This window comes from Clostridium ihumii AP5 (assembly GCF_000612845.1).
Lineage (GTDB): Bacteria > Bacillota > Clostridia > Clostridiales > Clostridiaceae > Clostridium_J > Clostridium_J ihumii.
Map to the genome: position 1 here is coordinate 19,392 of NZ_CCAT010000071.1, position 17,518 is coordinate 36,909.

General features: G+C 27.6%; 18 protein-coding genes and 1 pseudogene. 16 read left to right on the forward strand and 3 right to left on the reverse strand.

The genetic code is table 11. The annotated features are described in order from the left end of the window. Nucleotides 1-36: 36 nt before the first annotated feature. The gene (locus BN346_RS15395; protein WP_040329783.1) at nt 37-549 is read left to right on the forward strand and encodes a DUF4446 family protein; all 513 of its coding nucleotides are present in this window, start codon (nt 37-39) and stop codon (nt 547-549) included. A 48-nt stretch (nt 550-597) separates the two neighbouring features. Here BN346_RS15395 and yyaC read toward each other — a convergent pair whose 3' ends face one another. Continuing rightward, nucleotides 598-1,215, reverse strand: coding sequence for a spore protease YyaC (yyaC, locus tag BN346_RS15400; protein ID WP_040329784.1), 618 nt, complete (start codon nt 1,213-1,215; stop codon nt 598-600). A gap of 84 nt (nt 1,216-1,299) precedes the next feature. Then, nucleotides 1,300-2,457, reverse strand: coding sequence for an aminotransferase class V-fold PLP-dependent enzyme (locus BN346_RS15405; RefSeq protein WP_040329786.1), 1,158 nt, complete (start codon nt 2,455-2,457; stop codon nt 1,300-1,302). Nucleotides 2,458-2,818: 361 nt separating this feature from the next. Here BN346_RS15405 and yedF point away from each other — a divergent pair, with 361 nt between their 5' ends. From yedF to BN346_RS15480, 15 genes and pseudogenes are all read left to right on the forward strand, one after another. After that, the gene (yedF, locus tag BN346_RS15410) at nt 2,819-3,412 is read left to right on the forward strand and encodes a sulfurtransferase-like selenium metabolism protein YedF (protein ID WP_040329788.1); all 594 of its coding nucleotides are present in this window, start codon (nt 2,819-2,821) and stop codon (nt 3,410-3,412) included. Nucleotides 3,413-3,426: 14 nt separating this feature from the next. Then, nucleotides 3,427-3,681: a putative Se/S carrier protein gene (locus BN346_RS15415; protein WP_040329790.1), complete on the forward strand. Its 255-nt coding sequence runs from the start codon at nt 3,427-3,429 to the stop codon at nt 3,679-3,681. Between the two features lie 154 nt (nt 3,682-3,835). After that, complete coding sequence (locus BN346_RS15420; protein WP_040329791.1) at nt 3,836-4,036, forward strand: DUF951 domain-containing protein; 201 nt, start codon at nt 3,836-3,838, stop codon at nt 4,034-4,036. A 124-nt stretch (nt 4,037-4,160) separates the two neighbouring features. Continuing rightward, nucleotides 4,161-4,448, forward strand: coding sequence for a 30S ribosomal protein S6 (rpsF, locus tag BN346_RS15425; RefSeq protein WP_040329792.1), 288 nt, complete (start codon nt 4,161-4,163; stop codon nt 4,446-4,448). A 16-nt stretch (nt 4,449-4,464) separates the two neighbouring features. After that, nucleotides 4,465-4,791 (forward strand): annotated as a pseudogene (locus BN346_RS15430) (single-stranded DNA-binding protein); the annotation flags it as partial. A gap of 133 nt (nt 4,792-4,924) precedes the next feature. Beyond that, nucleotides 4,925-5,170 carry a 30S ribosomal protein S18 gene (gene rpsR / locus BN346_RS15435; RefSeq protein ID WP_040329795.1) on the forward strand — a complete coding sequence of 82 codons (246 nt, stop codon included), beginning with the start codon at nt 4,925-4,927 and terminating at the stop codon, nt 5,168-5,170. A 289-nt stretch (nt 5,171-5,459) separates the two neighbouring features. Beyond that, entirely contained in the window at nt 5,460-5,777 is a 318-nt protein-coding gene (locus tag BN346_RS15440) for a MazG-like family protein (protein ID WP_040329796.1), read from the forward strand. A gap of 15 nt (nt 5,778-5,792) precedes the next feature. Further along, nucleotides 5,793-6,758, forward strand: coding sequence for a DUF2232 domain-containing protein (locus tag BN346_RS15445; protein ID WP_040329797.1), 966 nt, complete (start codon nt 5,793-5,795; stop codon nt 6,756-6,758). A gap of 11 nt (nt 6,759-6,769) precedes the next feature. Beyond that, nucleotides 6,770-8,758, forward strand: a complete 1,989-nt coding sequence (locus BN346_RS15450; RefSeq protein ID WP_040329798.1) for a DHH family phosphoesterase — start codon at nt 6,770-6,772, stop codon at nt 8,756-8,758. Beyond that, complete coding sequence (gene rplI / locus BN346_RS15455; RefSeq protein ID WP_040329799.1) at nt 8,758-9,201, forward strand: 50S ribosomal protein L9; 444 nt, start codon at nt 8,758-8,760, stop codon at nt 9,199-9,201. Before BN346_RS15450 ends, rplI begins: the two co-directional genes overlap by 1 nt. Before the next feature lie 80 nt (nt 9,202-9,281). Continuing rightward, a complete protein-coding gene (gene lonC, locus BN346_RS15460; RefSeq protein ID WP_040329809.1) occupies nt 9,282-11,171 on the forward strand; it encodes a Lon family ATP-dependent protease in 1,890 nt (629 codons plus the stop codon). Nucleotides 11,172-11,280: 109 nt separating this feature from the next. After that, complete coding sequence (locus BN346_RS15465) at nt 11,281-12,618, forward strand: replicative DNA helicase (RefSeq protein WP_040329800.1); 1,338 nt, start codon at nt 11,281-11,283, stop codon at nt 12,616-12,618. Between the two features lie 238 nt (nt 12,619-12,856). Continuing rightward, nucleotides 12,857-13,861, forward strand: coding sequence for a 3'-5' exoribonuclease YhaM family protein (locus BN346_RS15470; RefSeq protein WP_040329802.1), 1,005 nt, complete (start codon nt 12,857-12,859; stop codon nt 13,859-13,861). A 176-nt stretch (nt 13,862-14,037) separates the two neighbouring features. After that, nucleotides 14,038-15,324 (forward strand): adenylosuccinate synthase, encoded by a 1,287-nt coding sequence (locus tag BN346_RS15475; protein ID WP_040329803.1) that lies wholly within the window; start codon nt 14,038-14,040, stop codon nt 15,322-15,324. Between the two features lie 219 nt (nt 15,325-15,543). Continuing rightward, nucleotides 15,544-15,729, forward strand: a complete 186-nt coding sequence (locus tag BN346_RS15480; protein ID WP_040329804.1) for a DUF1858 domain-containing protein — start codon at nt 15,544-15,546, stop codon at nt 15,727-15,729. A 68-nt stretch (nt 15,730-15,797) separates the two neighbouring features. Here the strand turns inward: BN346_RS15480 and BN346_RS15485 are convergent, their stop codons facing one another. Continuing rightward, nucleotides 15,798-17,027 carry a BaiN/RdsA family NAD(P)/FAD-dependent oxidoreductase gene (locus BN346_RS15485; protein ID WP_040329805.1) on the reverse strand — a complete coding sequence of 410 codons (1,230 nt, stop codon included), beginning with the start codon at nt 17,025-17,027 and terminating at the stop codon, nt 15,798-15,800. Nucleotides 17,028-17,518: the final 491 nt, after the last annotated feature.

The following is a 17,518-nucleotide window of genomic DNA, read 5'->3' on the forward strand; positions in this document are numbered from 1 at the left end:
GTTTCACGTGAAACAATTTTAGAAAGGAAGAAAACTATGGATGAGGTAAAAAGTATTATAAGTATTTTAAGCAATTATCACATATATATAACATTAGCACTTGTTGCATTATTAGTAGTCTTTGCAATAATAATAATTGTATTGTTATCAAATGTGAATAAATTAGAGAAAAAATATAGAAAATTAATGAGAGGTACAAATAATAAAAATCTTGAGGAATTATTATTAAAATACTTAGATACTATAGATGACGTTAAAGATAATAATGAAGAAATAAAGGACTTATGCAATAACACTAAAATGTTGATAGAACATTGTATACAAAAAGTTGCAATTGTAAGATATAAGGCATTTGAAGATGTGGGAAGTGATTTAAGTTATTCTATAGCATTATTAGATGGAAACAATGATGGAATAGTTTTAACTAGTATATATGGAAGAAATGAAAGTACAACATATGCAAAACCTATAGATAAGGGTATATCTAGATATGACTTATCAGAAGAAGAAGAGAGTGTACTTCATGAAGCAATAAATAAATTTGAATAATATAACTTATAGTAAAAAAATAATGTTTCACGTGAAACATTATTTTTTTTATTGTAAATCTATTTTACTTAGTAATTCTTTTACTGCATTATTAGGATTAACATGAGTTTTATGATTACTTCCAACTGTCTTTATTATAGAGTGATATATTCCATTAGAGATAGCTGTGGCTAATTTCATAACAACAGACAATCTTGTATTTTGTAACACCATAAATTCTAATGAACCAGATATGTTCACTACTCCAGTGATACTTAAATCTCCAACTGGAGGTAAATCTTTATTTAGTGCAGAGCCAGGAGTTATAGGTTTAGATTGAATAATCACATTTCCAACACTATGTATACTTCCTAAGCATGCATCAACTGCAATTATAAATGGAAAACTAAAATTTTCACTAATAAAATTAAGATTTTCTTTTAAATTTTTTGCATGAATAGGATTATCTAAATCTCCCATTATGTGAATTCTATCTCTCTTTAAAAACTTTAACTTTTCACCAACTAAAGGACCTAAACTATCACCTGTTGACCTGTCAGTTCCAATACAAAGTACAATTATATCACGATTGCATTTTAATGCATTTAAAATTTCTTTTGAAATTACTTCACGAATATTATAAGAACAATCATTCGCTATTGAATCTAATTCTATTTTACTAACCATACACACAACCTCCTATTTCAATTATTAACCAAAATAGAAACATATATACATGGATTTTAAAATAAAAAAATAAGGCAAAATGCCTTATTTTAATTTTGATAATATTTTGTTTAATGCTGATAAAGTATAATCTATATCTTTGTCATCATTAAAATATCCTAGACTAAAACGAAGAGAACCATTAGGATAAGATCCAACAGCTTTGTGTGCAAGTGGTGCACAATGAAGACCAGTTCTAGTAATGATTCCATATTCAGAATCAAGTAAAAATCCTAATTCACTATTATCTATTTTGGATGAATTTACAGATATAGAAGGGGTTCTATTAAAGGTTTCCTTACTTCCATATAAATTAATACTATTAATATTTAATAAACCATCAATAAATTTTTTAGCTAAATAGTCTTCGTGTTCCTTTATTGTTGTTAAACCTTCATTTTCAATGAATTTAATTCCAGCTAATAAACCAGCAATTCCAGGGGCATTCATTGTACCACTTTCAAATTTATCAGGCATAAATGTTGGTTGATAAACATCTGATGAAGCACTTCCAGTTCCACCTTCAATTAGTGGCAGGCATATTTCATTTAGCTCATCATTTATTAAAAAGCCACCAGTACCTTGAGGTCCAAATAAACTTTTGTGACCAGTAAAGGCAAGTGCACTACAATTTAACTCCTTAAAATCTACATTTATGCATCCTGCACTTTGTGCAGAATCTATTATAAAGAAAATATTATTGTCTTTACATATGGAGCCAACTTCTTTTAGGGGCTGAATGCTACCTATAACATTTGATGCATGAGACAATACAATAAGTTTAGTGTTTGATTTAATTTTAGATTTTAATTCATCTAATTTTATAAATCCATTTGCATCCGCATCAATTATGTCTAATTCTATAGTTCCTTCTTTTTGTAATTTATGTAATGGTCTTAATGTACTGTTGTGATCCATAACAGATGTTATTACATGCCATCCTTTTTGAACACATCCACCTATCAAAGTATTTAAAGAATAAGTTATGTTAGGTGTAAAAATTACATTTTCAATTTTATCAAAGTTAAAAAAACTAGAAATAGCGTCTCTAGCCTCAAAAATTAATTGGTTTCCTTTTAAAGATGAACTGGAAGCTCCTCTTCCAACATTAGAACCTACTTGAGTCATATAATCATATATTGAATTATATACGCATTGAGGTTTTGGATAAGATGTTGCACCATTATCTAAATAAACTTTCATAATTATAACCTCCCTAAGTTCTTATAGGATTTAATTTTAAATTTTAACTTATAATTCTATTAATTAAGAAAATTTAACATATAATTTTAAAATTAAAAAATTTAATTCTTAAGAATAATATATATAAGTAAAAAATATCAACCTATATAACTTATGTTAATTTTAATCTATAAGTAAAATAATGTATATTTACAATACCAATATATAATGGATATCTATTCATATTATAAATAGTATTTTGATAATCAAATTTGTTATAATAAACATATATAAACGTAGTTCGTATATGTTTATATTAATATAATATAACTATGATTACAATTGAAATAAATAAATATGTTTCTTAGGGGAGGAATTAAAAATGAATAATATAATTGACTGTAAGGGTTTAAATTGTCCATTACCACTTGTAAATACAAAAAAATATTTTGATGAAATAGAAAAAGGTAGTGCTACTACAATAGTAGATAACGAAGTGGCAAAAAACAATGTGTTAAAGTTTGCTGAAAATGCTGGATTTGAAGCAAATTTTGAAGAAAAAGATGGACTTTATTACATAAATATTACAAAAGGTGAGAAAAGTGAAGAATGTAATTGTGAGGTTTGTGAAGAAACAAAAAAAACATTTACTTTAGTTGTAGGAACTGATAAATTAGGTAATGGAGATGATGCTTTAGGAACAGCGTTAATGAAAAGTTATTTGTTTGCTTTATCTGAAGCTGATATAATACCAACAGATTTATTATTCTTAAATTCAGGTGTAAAACTAGTTGTAGAAGGCTCTGAGGTTTTAGAGAGTATTAACAAATTAAAAGATAGAGGAGTTAATATTCAAAGTTGTGGAACTTGTTTAGATTTTTACAAAATAAAAGATAAAGTTCAAGTTGGAGATATAACTAATATGTACACTATTGTAGAATTAATGAATTCAAGTGATAAAACTATAAAATTATAAACTAGGAGAAAACTATGGATTTATATTATATTTTAGTGTTTAACAATACTCATGAAGCAATGAAAGCTGAAAGTGTTTGTAAAAGTGAAAAAATAAAGTCAGTTATGATGCCAACACCATCATATATAACAAAAAGTTGTGGAATAAGTTTAAAAGTAAATGAAGATGAATTTGAAAAAATTAAAATATTAATTACTGATGAGAAGTTAGCTATTAAAACTATATTTAAAAAGGATATAAATTCTTATAGTGAAGTTTGCATCAAATAAAGTATATAGTAAAAACTATATACTTTATTTTTATACATAAAAACAAAATATGTATAAAAATAAATAATATGGTTAATAAATATTTGTAGATAAAATTTAATTATTAGTTTAGTATAGTATATATTAATAATAAAATTAGATGAGGTGAGTTCATATGAAAGAATTTGATATAAATGATGTAGTTGAAACAAAAAAAACTCATGCTTGTGGCGGAAAAGAATGGAAAGTTATAAGAGTTGGGGCAGATGTAAAAATAAAGTGTTTAGAATGTGGAAGAATAGTAATGCTTCCAAGAAATAAATTTGCAAACTCAATAAAAAAAATAGTAGAAAAAGCAAGTAATTCGGAAGAATAAAATTAAATATATAGGTTTGTAAATTTTTTATATTGCTTTTTGGATCTTAAAGTGATAAAATACATTAATGTAATCCCTGCTGTGCAAAGCACAGCCGTTAGTCCGAGGGGAGGAGGTGAAACTAATGAGAACATATGAAACTATATTTATATTACACCCATCATTAGACGAGGAAGCTGTAACTGCTAACATCGAAAAATTTAAAGGTGTAATAGAGAATAATGGTGGAGAGATCGAAAACGTTGATGTTTGGGGTAGAAGAAAGCTTGCTTACGAAATCGCAAAAGTTAACGAAGGTCACTACACTCTTATAAACTTCAAATCTGAAACTGAATTACCTAAAGAATTAGACAGAGTATTCAGAATTACTGATGGTGTTATAAGACATATCATAATCAATACAGAGAACTAATAGGTGGTGTTATTTTATGAATAAAGTTGTATTAATCGGTAGATTAACTAAAGATCCTGAACTGAAATTTGCTTCAACAGGAACAGCTGTAACCACATTCACTGTAGCCGTTAATAGAAGATTTAAGAGAGAGGGTCAACAGGATGCAGACTTTATACCAGTAGTGGTATGGGGAAAGCAAGCTGAAAGTACTGCAAATTATATGAGCAAAGGAAAGCTTATAGGAATTTCAGGAAGAATAGAAACTCGTTCTTATGAAGCTAAAGATGGCACAAGAAGATATGTTACTGAAGTAATCGCAGAAGAAGTTAGTTTCCTTGAATGGGGAGATAAGTCTTCAAATGCAAATACTATGGCTAACAATGATAGTTATGCTCCAAACAATTTTTCAGGAAGTGATTTTATGTCATCAGACATAACACCAATGGATAATAGCGAGGACATACCATTTTAAGAAGGTAAGGAGGAGAGTAAGAATGTCAATGGATCGTAAAAGAGGCGGAAACAGAAAAAGAGCAAAAAGAAAAGTTTGCGCATTTTGTGTTGATAAAGCTACAAGCATAGATTACAAAGATATAAACAAATTAAGAAAGTACGTTACAGAAAGAGGTAAAATATTACCAAGAAGAATTTCTGGAAACTGTGCTAAGCACCAAAGAATGCTTACAGTATCAATTAAGAGAGCTAGAAACATAGCTTTATTACCATTCACAACTGAATAGTAATATGAAAAGCAACAACTTTTAGTTGTTGCTTTATTTTTATATAAAAATATATATGAAAGTAATGATGTAAAATATTAAATGTAAAAAAATAGAAATATATTATTGATTTATGGTATACTATGTATAGAATTAAGAGCTATAATTGAAAATAATTATTATTATAAATGTTTGATAATTGAAAAAATAGCATATTTTTTGTAGTTTCCTCATGATAAAGTATGTATTGTTGCATTAATTATGAAAAGAAACTAAAATAGATTTATAGCTTAAAAAGGGGTTGGGGGTTATGAAAAAGAGTAATTTCAATATAATGTCAAATGTTAAAATTATTGAAAGCCTAAAGGCAGATTTACTATGTGTTATTGCTGATTTGTTTAAATTTTTAAGTAGAGGCAATAATGTTGCAAAAGAATCTATTTTAGAGTGTATTTCAGGGGCAATAATAACCCTTTATATACTTGCAGAAAGGCTTGGTTATTCTCATTTATCAGTAGATGAAACTATGAAAAAGAAACTTAAATTAGGAATTGTAGAGGAAGATTTCATAGAGAAAGATGGTAGAGATTTAAGCAAGTTATATGGCTATCTTAAAGAACGAAGTTAATTTATGGAGGAAAGAATGGAAGAACAAAAGTTTAATTCAAGAACTTTATTAGAGATTATTTTAATATCTACAATAATAGTTATATTGACAATGATAACTTCATTTTTACCAACGTTAGCTACAGTAATATTACCAATACCGATAATAATACTATATTTAAGAAGGAATATTAGTGAAACTTATATATGTATTATAATAACAATAATTGCATTGTCATTGGCAACAAATCCACATATAGCAGTTTTATTTGCAGCAATTTATGGATTGATTGGAATTGGAGTAGGATACTGTGTAAAGAATAATAAAAGTGCATATAGAACTTTTATTACTACATGTATTTTAACATTACTTAGCATAATAGTAGCAATTATTATATATACAACATTTATAGATAAGAAATCTATAATTGATTTGGTAAATGAAATTGTCTCAAGCATTCAAGTATATACAAGACAAAACTTGGAATATATAGCAGCAAATTTTTCAACAGATATGAGTGATATAATAGCTACGGTAACAAGTAAAGAAATGATAGTTGGTTATATTCCTGTTGTATTGATTATGACTACATTTATATCATCATACTTAATACTAATTATTAGTAATAAAATATTAAAAAGTTTAAAAATGAAGGATATAAATGTGCTTCATTTTAGTAATTTTTATGTAAGTAATTTAATAGGGGCTTTTTTAATAGCCATTTTAGCTATATCAATTATTATTAAATCTAAAGAGATAGCAGACATAAAATATATTATAACAATAACTACTGGACTTGTAGTTGTTATATTTTTATTAAATGGAATGGCTACAATAAGTTATGTATTAAGAAAAAAAACACATCTTTCAAAAATAGCAACCATTATAGTTTTAGTGGTAACTTATTTTATGGGATTAGGAAATTTATATGCATTTCTTGGATTAGTGGAAATGATATTTGATTTTAGAAAATTAGATCCTCATAGAATATTTAAAAAATAAAGGAGCTTGATATGAAGGAAAAAGATAATTACTTTATGAAAAATAATAAGTTTTATATGGTGATAATATCAATTTTAATTTTAGTGCTGTTTATTTTTAAACATTATTTCACAGGACTAATATCACTAATTATTTATGCTGGAATAAGTGTATATAATATTATAAATATAAAGAAGAAAAGTTCAGAACTTACAGAGTTTATGGATAATGTTTCATCAAAAATGGATATAGCAACAACAAATACATTGTCCAATTTACCATTTCCAATGATAATGGTTAGTGGAAAAGGAAATATACTTTGGTATAATCAAAATTTATCATCAAAACTAGATGGAAAGAAGATATTGGGAGATGATATTAAAAATTTTATAAAAGTTTTTAATATAAAACATGTATTAGAAGGAAAAAAAGATAGCTATAATTCAGTTGAAGTTGGCAATGAATATTATGATATTTATATAAACACAATAGATAATGAAGCAATGAGTGATGAGGAAAAAATAATATTACTTTATTTTTATAATATAACAGAGAAAGTTCATTTATTAAAAGAAATAAATGAAAATAAGGAAAGCATAATTCTTATAGAGGTTGATAATTTAGAGGAAGTAATAAAGACAACAGAGGAAGACAATGTTCCACAACTTAGAGCAGATATAGAAAGAAGTATAAAATGTTATGCACAAAGTATGCAAGGAATGATTAGAAGATACCAATCTAATAAATATGTAGTTACTGTACAAGATAAATATATTGAAAATGAAATGGAAAAGAAATTTGATATATTAGACATTGTAAGGGAAATTAACACAGGAAATAAGATGGCAGTAACATTAAGTATTGGTGTTGGAAGAGGTGGAGAAACCCCAGCTCAAAATGAGGATTTTGCAGAAAATGCAAAAGATTTAGCACTTGGAAGAGGTGGAGATCAGGCTGTTGTAAAAAGTTTTGAAAAGCTATCTTTTTATGGTGGAAAAACAAAAGAGATAGAAAAGAGAACTAAAGTAAGAGCAAGAGTTATAGGTCATGCACTATTAGAACTTGTTAATGAAAGTAGTAATGTATTTATTATTGGACACAAAAATTCTGATATAGATTGTGTTGGTGCAGCTGTAGGATTATATAGTACACTTAAAAATATAAAACAAGAAACATATATAGTTATAGATGCAAAAAATAATTCAGTTAATCAATTTATACAGGGTTTAAATGCAGATGGAGAATACGATAATGTATTTATATCCACTGAAAGATGTATATCAATGAAAGAAGAAAAGAGCATTTTAATTCTTGTAGATGTTCATAATGAAAGTCATGTATTATCTATGGACGTAGTAAATGCATTCGAAAGAAGAGTAATTATAGATCATCATAGAAAAGCTAAGGATTATATACAAAATACATTACTTAGCTATATAGAAACATATGCATCATCAACATCTGAGTTAGTCACAGAACTAATTCAATATATGTCAGAAAGGCCAAATTTAAAACCAATGGAAGCCATAGGGCTTTTAGCAGGAATATGCCTAGATACAAAGAATTTTAATTTTAAAACTGGAGTAAGAACTTTTGAAGCAGCTGCATTTCTAAGAAGGTCTGGTGCAGATACTACAGAAGTAAAAAAAATATTTAGAGAAGATTTAGATACTTATATATCTAAAACAGAAGTAATGAGAAAAGCTAATGTAAAAAATGGAATTGCTATAGCTGTTTGTCCACCGAATATAGAATATAATGTATTAAGTGCACAAGTAGCGGATGAATTGCTAAATATTACAGGTATTCAAGCATCCTTTGTTATTGTTAAAATGGGAGTAGATGCATATATAAGTGGAAGATCACTTGGAGATGTAAATGTGCAAGTCATCCTTGAGTCACTTGGTGGAGGTGGACATTTAACAATGGCTGGAGCAAAAATAAAAGATGTTACATTAGATGAAGCTGAAAAAATGTTAAATGAATGTATAGATAAATACTTAAGGGAAGGTGACAAATAATGAAAGTTATTTTATTAAAAGATGTTAAAAATGTAGGTAAAAAAGGAGAGGTTATAAACGCATCCGATGGATATGCAAGAAACTTTTTATTTCCAAAAAAATTAGCTGAGGAAGCTAATGATGTAAATATGCACATATTAAATAAGAAAAATGAAGCTGAAAGAAAGAAAAAACTAGAGGAAATGGAAGCTGCACAAAAGTTAGCAGCAGACTTAAAAGATAAAGAAGTTAAAATAATAGCTAAGAGCGGAGACAATGGTAGATTATTTGGAGCTATAACAAGCAAAGATATATCAGTAGCATTAGAAAAACAATATAATGTGAAAATAGATAAGAAAAAAATAGTTACAGATACTATAAAAACAATGGGCGCTTTTGATATAGAAGTAAAAGTATACCCAGAAGTATCAACTAGAATAAAAGTTGTTATTAGTGAAAAATAAGAACCTTATTTTAAAAACTGAGGGGAGGAAACGCTTTGATAGCTTTTATGGCTAAAAAGTTATCAAAGCGGATTTTAAATTTGAATACATTATCAATTAATAATTTAGAAAATGAAATACTAGATGAACTATTACCTTTTGAAGTACAAGTGGACATGCTTTATGAACTTATGTATAAAGTAATTGATGAAGGAACTATAAGAGCTAGAATCGTGAAATTTAAATTAAAAAATCATATAGAAAGTAAAGATTCTTATAGTCGATTATATGCAATAAATAAAATTATAAGTAATGGTAAAGGCATAAGCATAGTTCCTACTGAGGCAAATAAAGAAGAAGTATTAAATGAAACAGGCAACTTGTTAGCAGATGTAGTTGCTAAAAGATACATACAAAACAAAATAGAAAAAGATGTTGAAGAGTATCTTGTAGACAAACAAGATAAATACATGGATGAAATACGTCTTTCAATAATAAAAAAACAAAAAGGTCCTGAAAATGCAAAAACTTTAAAAAGATATGCAGAATTAGAAGTTTTAGACTCTAAGAAATTAACAAAGAGTATTATGTCTATGTTAAGACCTTCAAGTTTTTCAGAAATTGTAGGACAAGATAGAGCTATAAAATCATTAATATCTAAAATGGCATGTCCATATCCTCAACATATTATACTTTATGGTCCACCGGGAGTAGGTAAAACTACTGCTGCAAGACTTGCTTTAGAGGAAGCAAAAAAACTAAAATACACACCTTATGATGATAAGGCAAAGTTTGTTGAAGTTGATGGTACAACACTTAGATGGGACCCAAGGGAGATTGCAAATCCATTATTAGGTTCAGTACATGATCCTATATATCAAGGAAGCAAAAGAGATTTAGCTGAAACTGGAATACCAGAACCAAAGCCAGGATTAGTTACAGAGGCTCATGGGGGAGTACTCTTTATTGATGAAATAGGAGAATTAGATTCTATATTACAAAATAAACTTTTAAAGGTTTTAGAAGATAAGAGGGTTGAATTTTCATCATCATATTATGATCCAGATGATGACCAAACACCTAAGTATATAAAATATTTATTTGATAATGGAGCACCAGCTGACTTTGTTTTAATTGGAGCAACAACTAAAGATCCAAGTGAAATAAATCCAGCACTAAGATCAAGATGTACAGAAGTTTATTTTGAACCATTATCATCAAAAGATATAGAAAATATTGTAGTGAATGCTGCAGAAAAATTAGAAGTAGAATTAGAAGATGGTGTAGCTAAGGAAATAAGTAGATACACTATTGAAGGAAGAAAAGCTGTAAATATTTTAGCTGATGTTTATGGATATACACTTTATAACTCAGAAGATAAAGACAAAAATATAATAAAAATGAAGGCTTTAGAAGAGGTAATTTCTATTAGTAGATTAAAACCTTATGAAATTTTAAAATGTACAGAGGATAAAAAAGTTGGTCAAATTTTTGGCTTAGGAGTAGCTGGATATTTAGGTTCAACACTTGAGATAGAGGCAGCAGTATTTGAGGCAAAAGAAAAGGGTCATGGAACTATGAGATTTAATGAAACAGCTGGATCTATGGCAAAGGATTCTGTTTTCAATGCTGCATCTGTAATAAGGAAAGTTACAAATAAAGATATAAAAGATTATGATATACATGTAAATGTAGTTGGTGGGGGAAATATAGATGGTCCTTCTGCTGGTGCAGCTATAACTGTATGCATAATTAGTGCAATTTTAGATAAGCCTTTAAGACAAGATATAGCAATAACAGGAGAAATATCTTTAAGAGGAAGTGTAAAGCCTGTTGGAGGAATTTTTGAAAAAATTTATGGTGCGAGAAGAAAAGGTATAAAAACTGTAGTAGTACCTAAAGATAATATAAATGAAGTTCCAAAAGGTTTAAAGGATATAGAAGTAAAATCAGTAGATACAATAGAAGAATTATTAAAAATAGTATTTTAATAAATAACCCTGCTTATTTTTTATTAGCAGGGTTATAATTATTTAATAAGGCAAATATAAAATGGTATAATGAAATATAGAAAATTTATTATGACAAGGAGGAAATGTGATGGAAGCACCACTTAGAAGTATGCCTCATAATATAGAAGCTGAGCAATCTGTTTTAGGATCAATGCTTATAGATAAAGCTGCAATATCTGCAGCAGCAGAAGAGCTTGAGGGTGAAGATTTTTATAGGGATAATCATAAAGTCATATTTAAGGCAATTAGAGAATTATATCAAAAAGACATTCCAGTAGATATGATAACTTTAATAGAACACTTAAGATCAACAGAGAAGTTAGATGAAGCTGGTGGAATATCATACATAACTGAGATTAGTACATCTGTTCCTACAACAGCTAATCTAAACTCATATATTAAAATTGTAAATGACAAAGCTACATTAAGAAAGTTAATTAGAAGTGCTACAAATATAATAGAAACAAGTTATAACAAACAAAATGATGTTGATGGTGTTGTAGACTTTGCTGAAAAGTCAGTATTTAGTATTTCAGAAGAAAAAAATACAAGCGACTTTGAGGCAATGAGCGTAGTGCTTGAAAGAGGCTTTGAGGAAATAGAAAGAATTTATAATAATAAGGGTGAAACTACTGGAGTACCTTCTGGGTTTAGAGACTTAGATGATAAAACTTCTGGATTTCAAAGTGGAGACATGGTGCTTATAGCAGCTAGACCATCAATGGGAAAAACAACATTTGCACTTAATTTAGCACAATATGCAGCATTAAGGTCTGGAAAAAGTGTAGCCATATTTTCACTAGAAATGAGTAAGGAGCAATTAGCATACAAACTTTTATGTGCAGAAGCTAATGTTGATATGCTAAAGCTAAGAACAGGAAATCTTGATGAAAAAGATTGGGAGAACATTGCAAGAGCATCTGGACCTTTAGCTGATGCTAAAATATTTATAGATGATACAGCTGGTATATCTATAGTGGAAATGAGATCAAAATGTAGAAGATTAAAGATGGAACATGGAATAGATATGATACTTATAGACTACTTACAACTTATGAGTGGAAGTGGCGGAAGTGGAGATAATAGACAACAGGAAGTTGCAGAAATATCAAGAAGTATAAAAGCTATTGCAAAAGAAATGAAATGTCCAGTAATAGCTTTATCACAGTTATCACGTGCACCAGAACAACGTGCTGACCATAGACCAATGCTTTCAGACTTAAGAGAATCTGGATCTATTGAGCAGGATGCTGACCTTGTTATGTTTTTATATAGAGATGAATATTATGATAAAGAAACAGAAGATAAAAATATAGCAGAATGTATAATAGCAAAACAGAGAAATGGTCCAGTTGGAACAGTAAAACTGGCATGGTTAGGACAATATAGTAAATTTGGGTCTTTAGATGTAATACATCAAGAATAAAATATAACCCAGGAAATATATGGATAGGCATATTGAAATATAATATTTATACTTCAATATGCCTAAAAATATAAAAAATATTTTAATTCAGTTCTATAATACAATATAAAATGTACTATAATAATATTAGAAATAATATTATAGATTAATATAAATAAGTTTTTTTATGGTAAAAGAATTTATAGTTTATAAATTTTACTATCTATACATAGAATAATAATTTTAAGGAGTAACAGGTATGGAGTGTAAGAAAAATGGAGATTTTTTAGTAAAAAGAATATCAGAATTAAAAAAAAGTGATAAGGTTGAAAATTACTATTTAATAAAATCTATAGAATGTAAAATAACTAATAATAGCAGTACAAATAAATATTTAGATATAATTTTAGCAGATTCAACTGGAACAATTAATTCAAAACTGTGGGAAGTATCAAAAGAAATTGAATCAATGTTTAAAGAAAATATGTTAGTAAAAGTAAAAGGCTCTATAAATGAATATAGAGGAAAACTACAGTTTAAAATAGATAGAATAAGAAAGATAACAGAAGAGGATAATGTTAATATAGATGATTTTGTTCCAACAGCACCATATAAATCAGATGATATGTATGAAAAAGTTTTAGATTATATATGTAAGATAGAAAATGATGATATAAGAAAAATTACAGAAAATATAATTTTAAGTTGTGAAGATAAATTAATGAATTATCCAGCAGCAAAATCTAATCATCATTCAGTTAAAGGTGGACTTTTATATCATATAACTACAATGTTAAGATCAGGAGAAAAGTTATTAGAAATATATGAAAATCTTAATTCTGATTTAGTTTATGCTGGTGTTATTTTACACGATATTGCAAAAATATATGAAATGAATTCTAGTGAATTAGGCATTGTATCAGAATATACTATGGAAGGACAATTACTGGGACATATAACATTAGGAATTAATCTAATAGAAACAGCTGGAAGAGAGGTTGGGGCAGATAGGGAAGTTGTAGTATTACTGGAACATATGATATTAGCTCATCATTACGAACCAGAGTATGGAAGTCCTAAAAAACCAATGATTCCTGAAGCGGAATTATTACATCATTTAGATATAATTGATGCAAGATTATATGATATGAATAAGGCAATAAAAGATATTGATTATGGTACTTTTTCAGAAAGAGTTTGGAGTTTAGATAATTTGAGTGTATATAAAAGTTTTATAAGTAAAAATAACAAGCGAAATTTATAGTAAAATGAATGTTAAATATTCGTAATTAATATTGACCATAATAAATTCATTTGATAATATATTACGGTGGAAAAAATCTTAAATTTAATTTAAGCTTTTATAAAAGTTTTTAGTTAAAAATATTTATGATAAATTAAAATTCATAAAAATATAGGAAACGAAAGAGAGGAATTAAGATGTCATCATTTGTAGTTTTAGGAGCCCAATGGGGAGACGAAGGTAAAGGAAAAATGACAGACTACCTTGCAGAAAAGGCAGATGTTGTTGTTAGATTTCAAGGCGGAAATAACGCAGGACACACTGTTGAAGTAGGGGATAAGCAATATAAGCTTCATTTAATTCCTTCAGGAATATTATACAAAGATAAATTAAATATAATAGCTAATGGAGTTGTTGTTGATCCAGAGGCATTATTTACTGAAATTGAATACTTGGAAAATTTAGGTGAAGATATAACTAAAGAAAGATTAATGATAAGTGATAGAGCACAAGTTATAATGCCATATCATAAAATATTAGACGCTTTAAAGGAAGAAGCTAGGGGTAAAAATGATATAGGAACTACACGTAAAGGAATAGGTCCTTGTTATACTGATAAATTTGAAAGATGTGGAATTAGAGTTTGTGATTTAATAAAACCAGAAGTTTTAAGAGAAAAGCTTACTGAGTATTTAAAAGATAAGAATGACATAATAACAAAAGTATACAATGGAACAGCTCTTAATTTAGAAGATATTTATGAAAAATATGTTGAATATGGAAAGAGAATAAAACCATTTGTATTTGATACATCTGTTAAAATATTTGATTCAATAAAGGAAAATAAGAAAGTTTTATTTGAGGGAGCTCAAGGAACTTTATTAGATATAGATTTTGGTTCATATCCATATGTAACATCATCAAACACAATTGCTGGTGGATTATGTACAGGAACAGGAATAGGACCAACAATGCTTGATAGTGCAGTTGGAGTTGTAAAGGCATATACTACAAGAGTTGGAAAAGGACCATTCCCAACAGAATTAAATGATGAAGTTGGAGAATGGATAAGAGAAAAAGGACATGAATATGGAGTTACAACTGGAAGAAGCAGAAGATGTGGTTGGTTAGATCTTGTAATATTAAAAACAGCAGCAAGAGTTTCAGGATTAACAAGCTTTAGTGTAACTAAAATAGATACATTAGCTGGACTTGAAAAATTAAAAGTATGTGTTGGATATAAACTTGAAGATAAAGTTATAGATTATTTCCCTGCAAGTTTAGAAGATTTAGCTAGATGTGAACCAATATATGAAGAGTTTGATGGTTGGGATGATAGTGTTGCAGCTGCTAGAAGTTATGATGAATTACCTGAAAATGCAAAAATTTACTTAAAGAAAATTGAAGAATTTACAGGTGTAAAAATAGCAATAGTTTCTGTAGGACCAAAAAGAGATCAAACAATGATGATAAATGATTTATAATATATAAATAGAGACTGCTATATGGCCTAAATAACGGTTATATAGCAGTTTTGCATATATATAGTAAATATATAAATAAATAAAAATAGTCTATTTAAAATTCAAATACGTAACATATATTACGTATTATAAATAAAAAATAATATATAATATGTGTATAAATAAAAACTACAGGAGAAAAATAAACTAAGATTAAATTTAATGAATGAGGTGTTATATATGAAAATAACTAAAGATATGAAAGTTGGAGAAATAGTAAAAAATTATCCAGAAAGCATAGAAATATTAATGAGTTTTGGAATGGGTTGTGTAGGATGTCCATCAGCACAAGCAGAAACACTAGAAGATGCAGCTAACGTACATGGATTAGATTTAAATGGACTACTAGAGGCATTAAATAAATAGTAGAATGTATAAGTATAGGCTCTATCTTAACACTTAAGATAGAGCCTTAAAATTTATAAATTAATACATTAAGAATTTATAATACTATATGCTACAGTAGCACCAGAAGACCAAGCCCATTGCAGATTAAAACCACCACAATCTCCATCAACATCTAAAACTTCACCTGCAAAGAATAAACCTTTAATAATTTTAGATTCAAGTGTAGATGGATCAATATCTGTAGTATCAATTCCACCAGCAGTTACCTGGGCATTATCAAAAGAATTCACACCAGTAACTTCAAACTTCCAGCCTTTAAGAAGAGATATTAAATTTTCTTTTTCTTGCCACTCTAAGCTCCAACAAGGCTTATGTATGTCGTCAATACCACATTCTTTTAAAATTATAGGAATGAATTTTTTATTGATTATTCCAATTAAAGAATCACTTAATGACCTATAAGAATTAAGTGCAAAGTGATTTTCAAGAAAATCACTTAACTCGTCTTTAGAAAACTTATAAAGAAGATCAACATTAATATATACAGGCTGATGTTTAGAAGTTGCATAAGAAGCAATTCTACTTAATTGAAGTATTGGTGGACCAGATATACCATAGTCAGTAAATAAAATCTCACCAAATTCGTGTTTTTCAAGTTTATTATTTACATATATATCAACAAAGCCATCAAATTTCACACCAGATATGGCCTTCAATTTATTATATAAAAGTTTAATTTGAACAATAGATGGTATAGGATTGACTATTTTATGACCTAAAGATTTAACTAAACTAAATCCAGAACCATCTGAACCAGTTTTGGGATAGCTTTTGCCACCAGTACAAATAATTAACTTATTACAAGAAAATGATTCACCATTTTCACATAGTATATTAAAGTCTTTTGATTTAGATATTTTTTTTACTTTACAATTTGTATATAAAGGAACTGATCTTTCATCTAGTGCAAGTCTAAATATATCTACAACAGAAGAAGCTTGAAGAGAAAGGGGATACATTTTATTATTTTCAAGAGATGTTAGATATAATCCTATAGATTTAAAAAAATTCACAGTATCTTCTAAAGTGAATTTTTTTAGTGCATCACAATAAAAATTATGATTGTCACTATGATATCTATCACAAGATACATTTTCATTTGTTATATTACATCTACCATTTCCAGTAGTAAGTATTTTTTTACCTATTCTATCGGTACCTTCTAATATGGCAATATCAAGACCTAAATCTTTGCCAATTATAGAGGATATAATTCCAGAGGCACCTCCGCCAATAACAATAACGTCGTGTTTCAAAATAAAACTCCTTTCTATAGAGAAAAATTTATAATTTAAACTTATTTTTGTACTTTTCAATTAGTTGTAAACAAAAATTTATTCATTAAATATAAATTTAGTAGTATCGATTAATAATTGCACAAACTAAAAAATTAGCTTGTAATTCTATATAAAAATATTATATTTGTAATTATATTTTTGAAACTTATACTTTTAATTATACACATATAAATGATTATAGAATGTAAAATTTAAAAATTCACATGGAAACTATAACATATACAAAATTTAGGTTCAATATATAGGGTTCCAAGTTCAAATTTAAAGTAATGTATTTCTCAAATTATAGTACTAATCTTACAGTTTATTCTATTATCATGTTTGGAACCAATTAACAATTAACAATGATGGTTGATATTAATCACTTCGCTTTTAATATCTAAAAATAGAAATATAAAAAACTAGTTTCTTATATGTTTTAACTAATTTGCTTAGCAAATTATCATAAA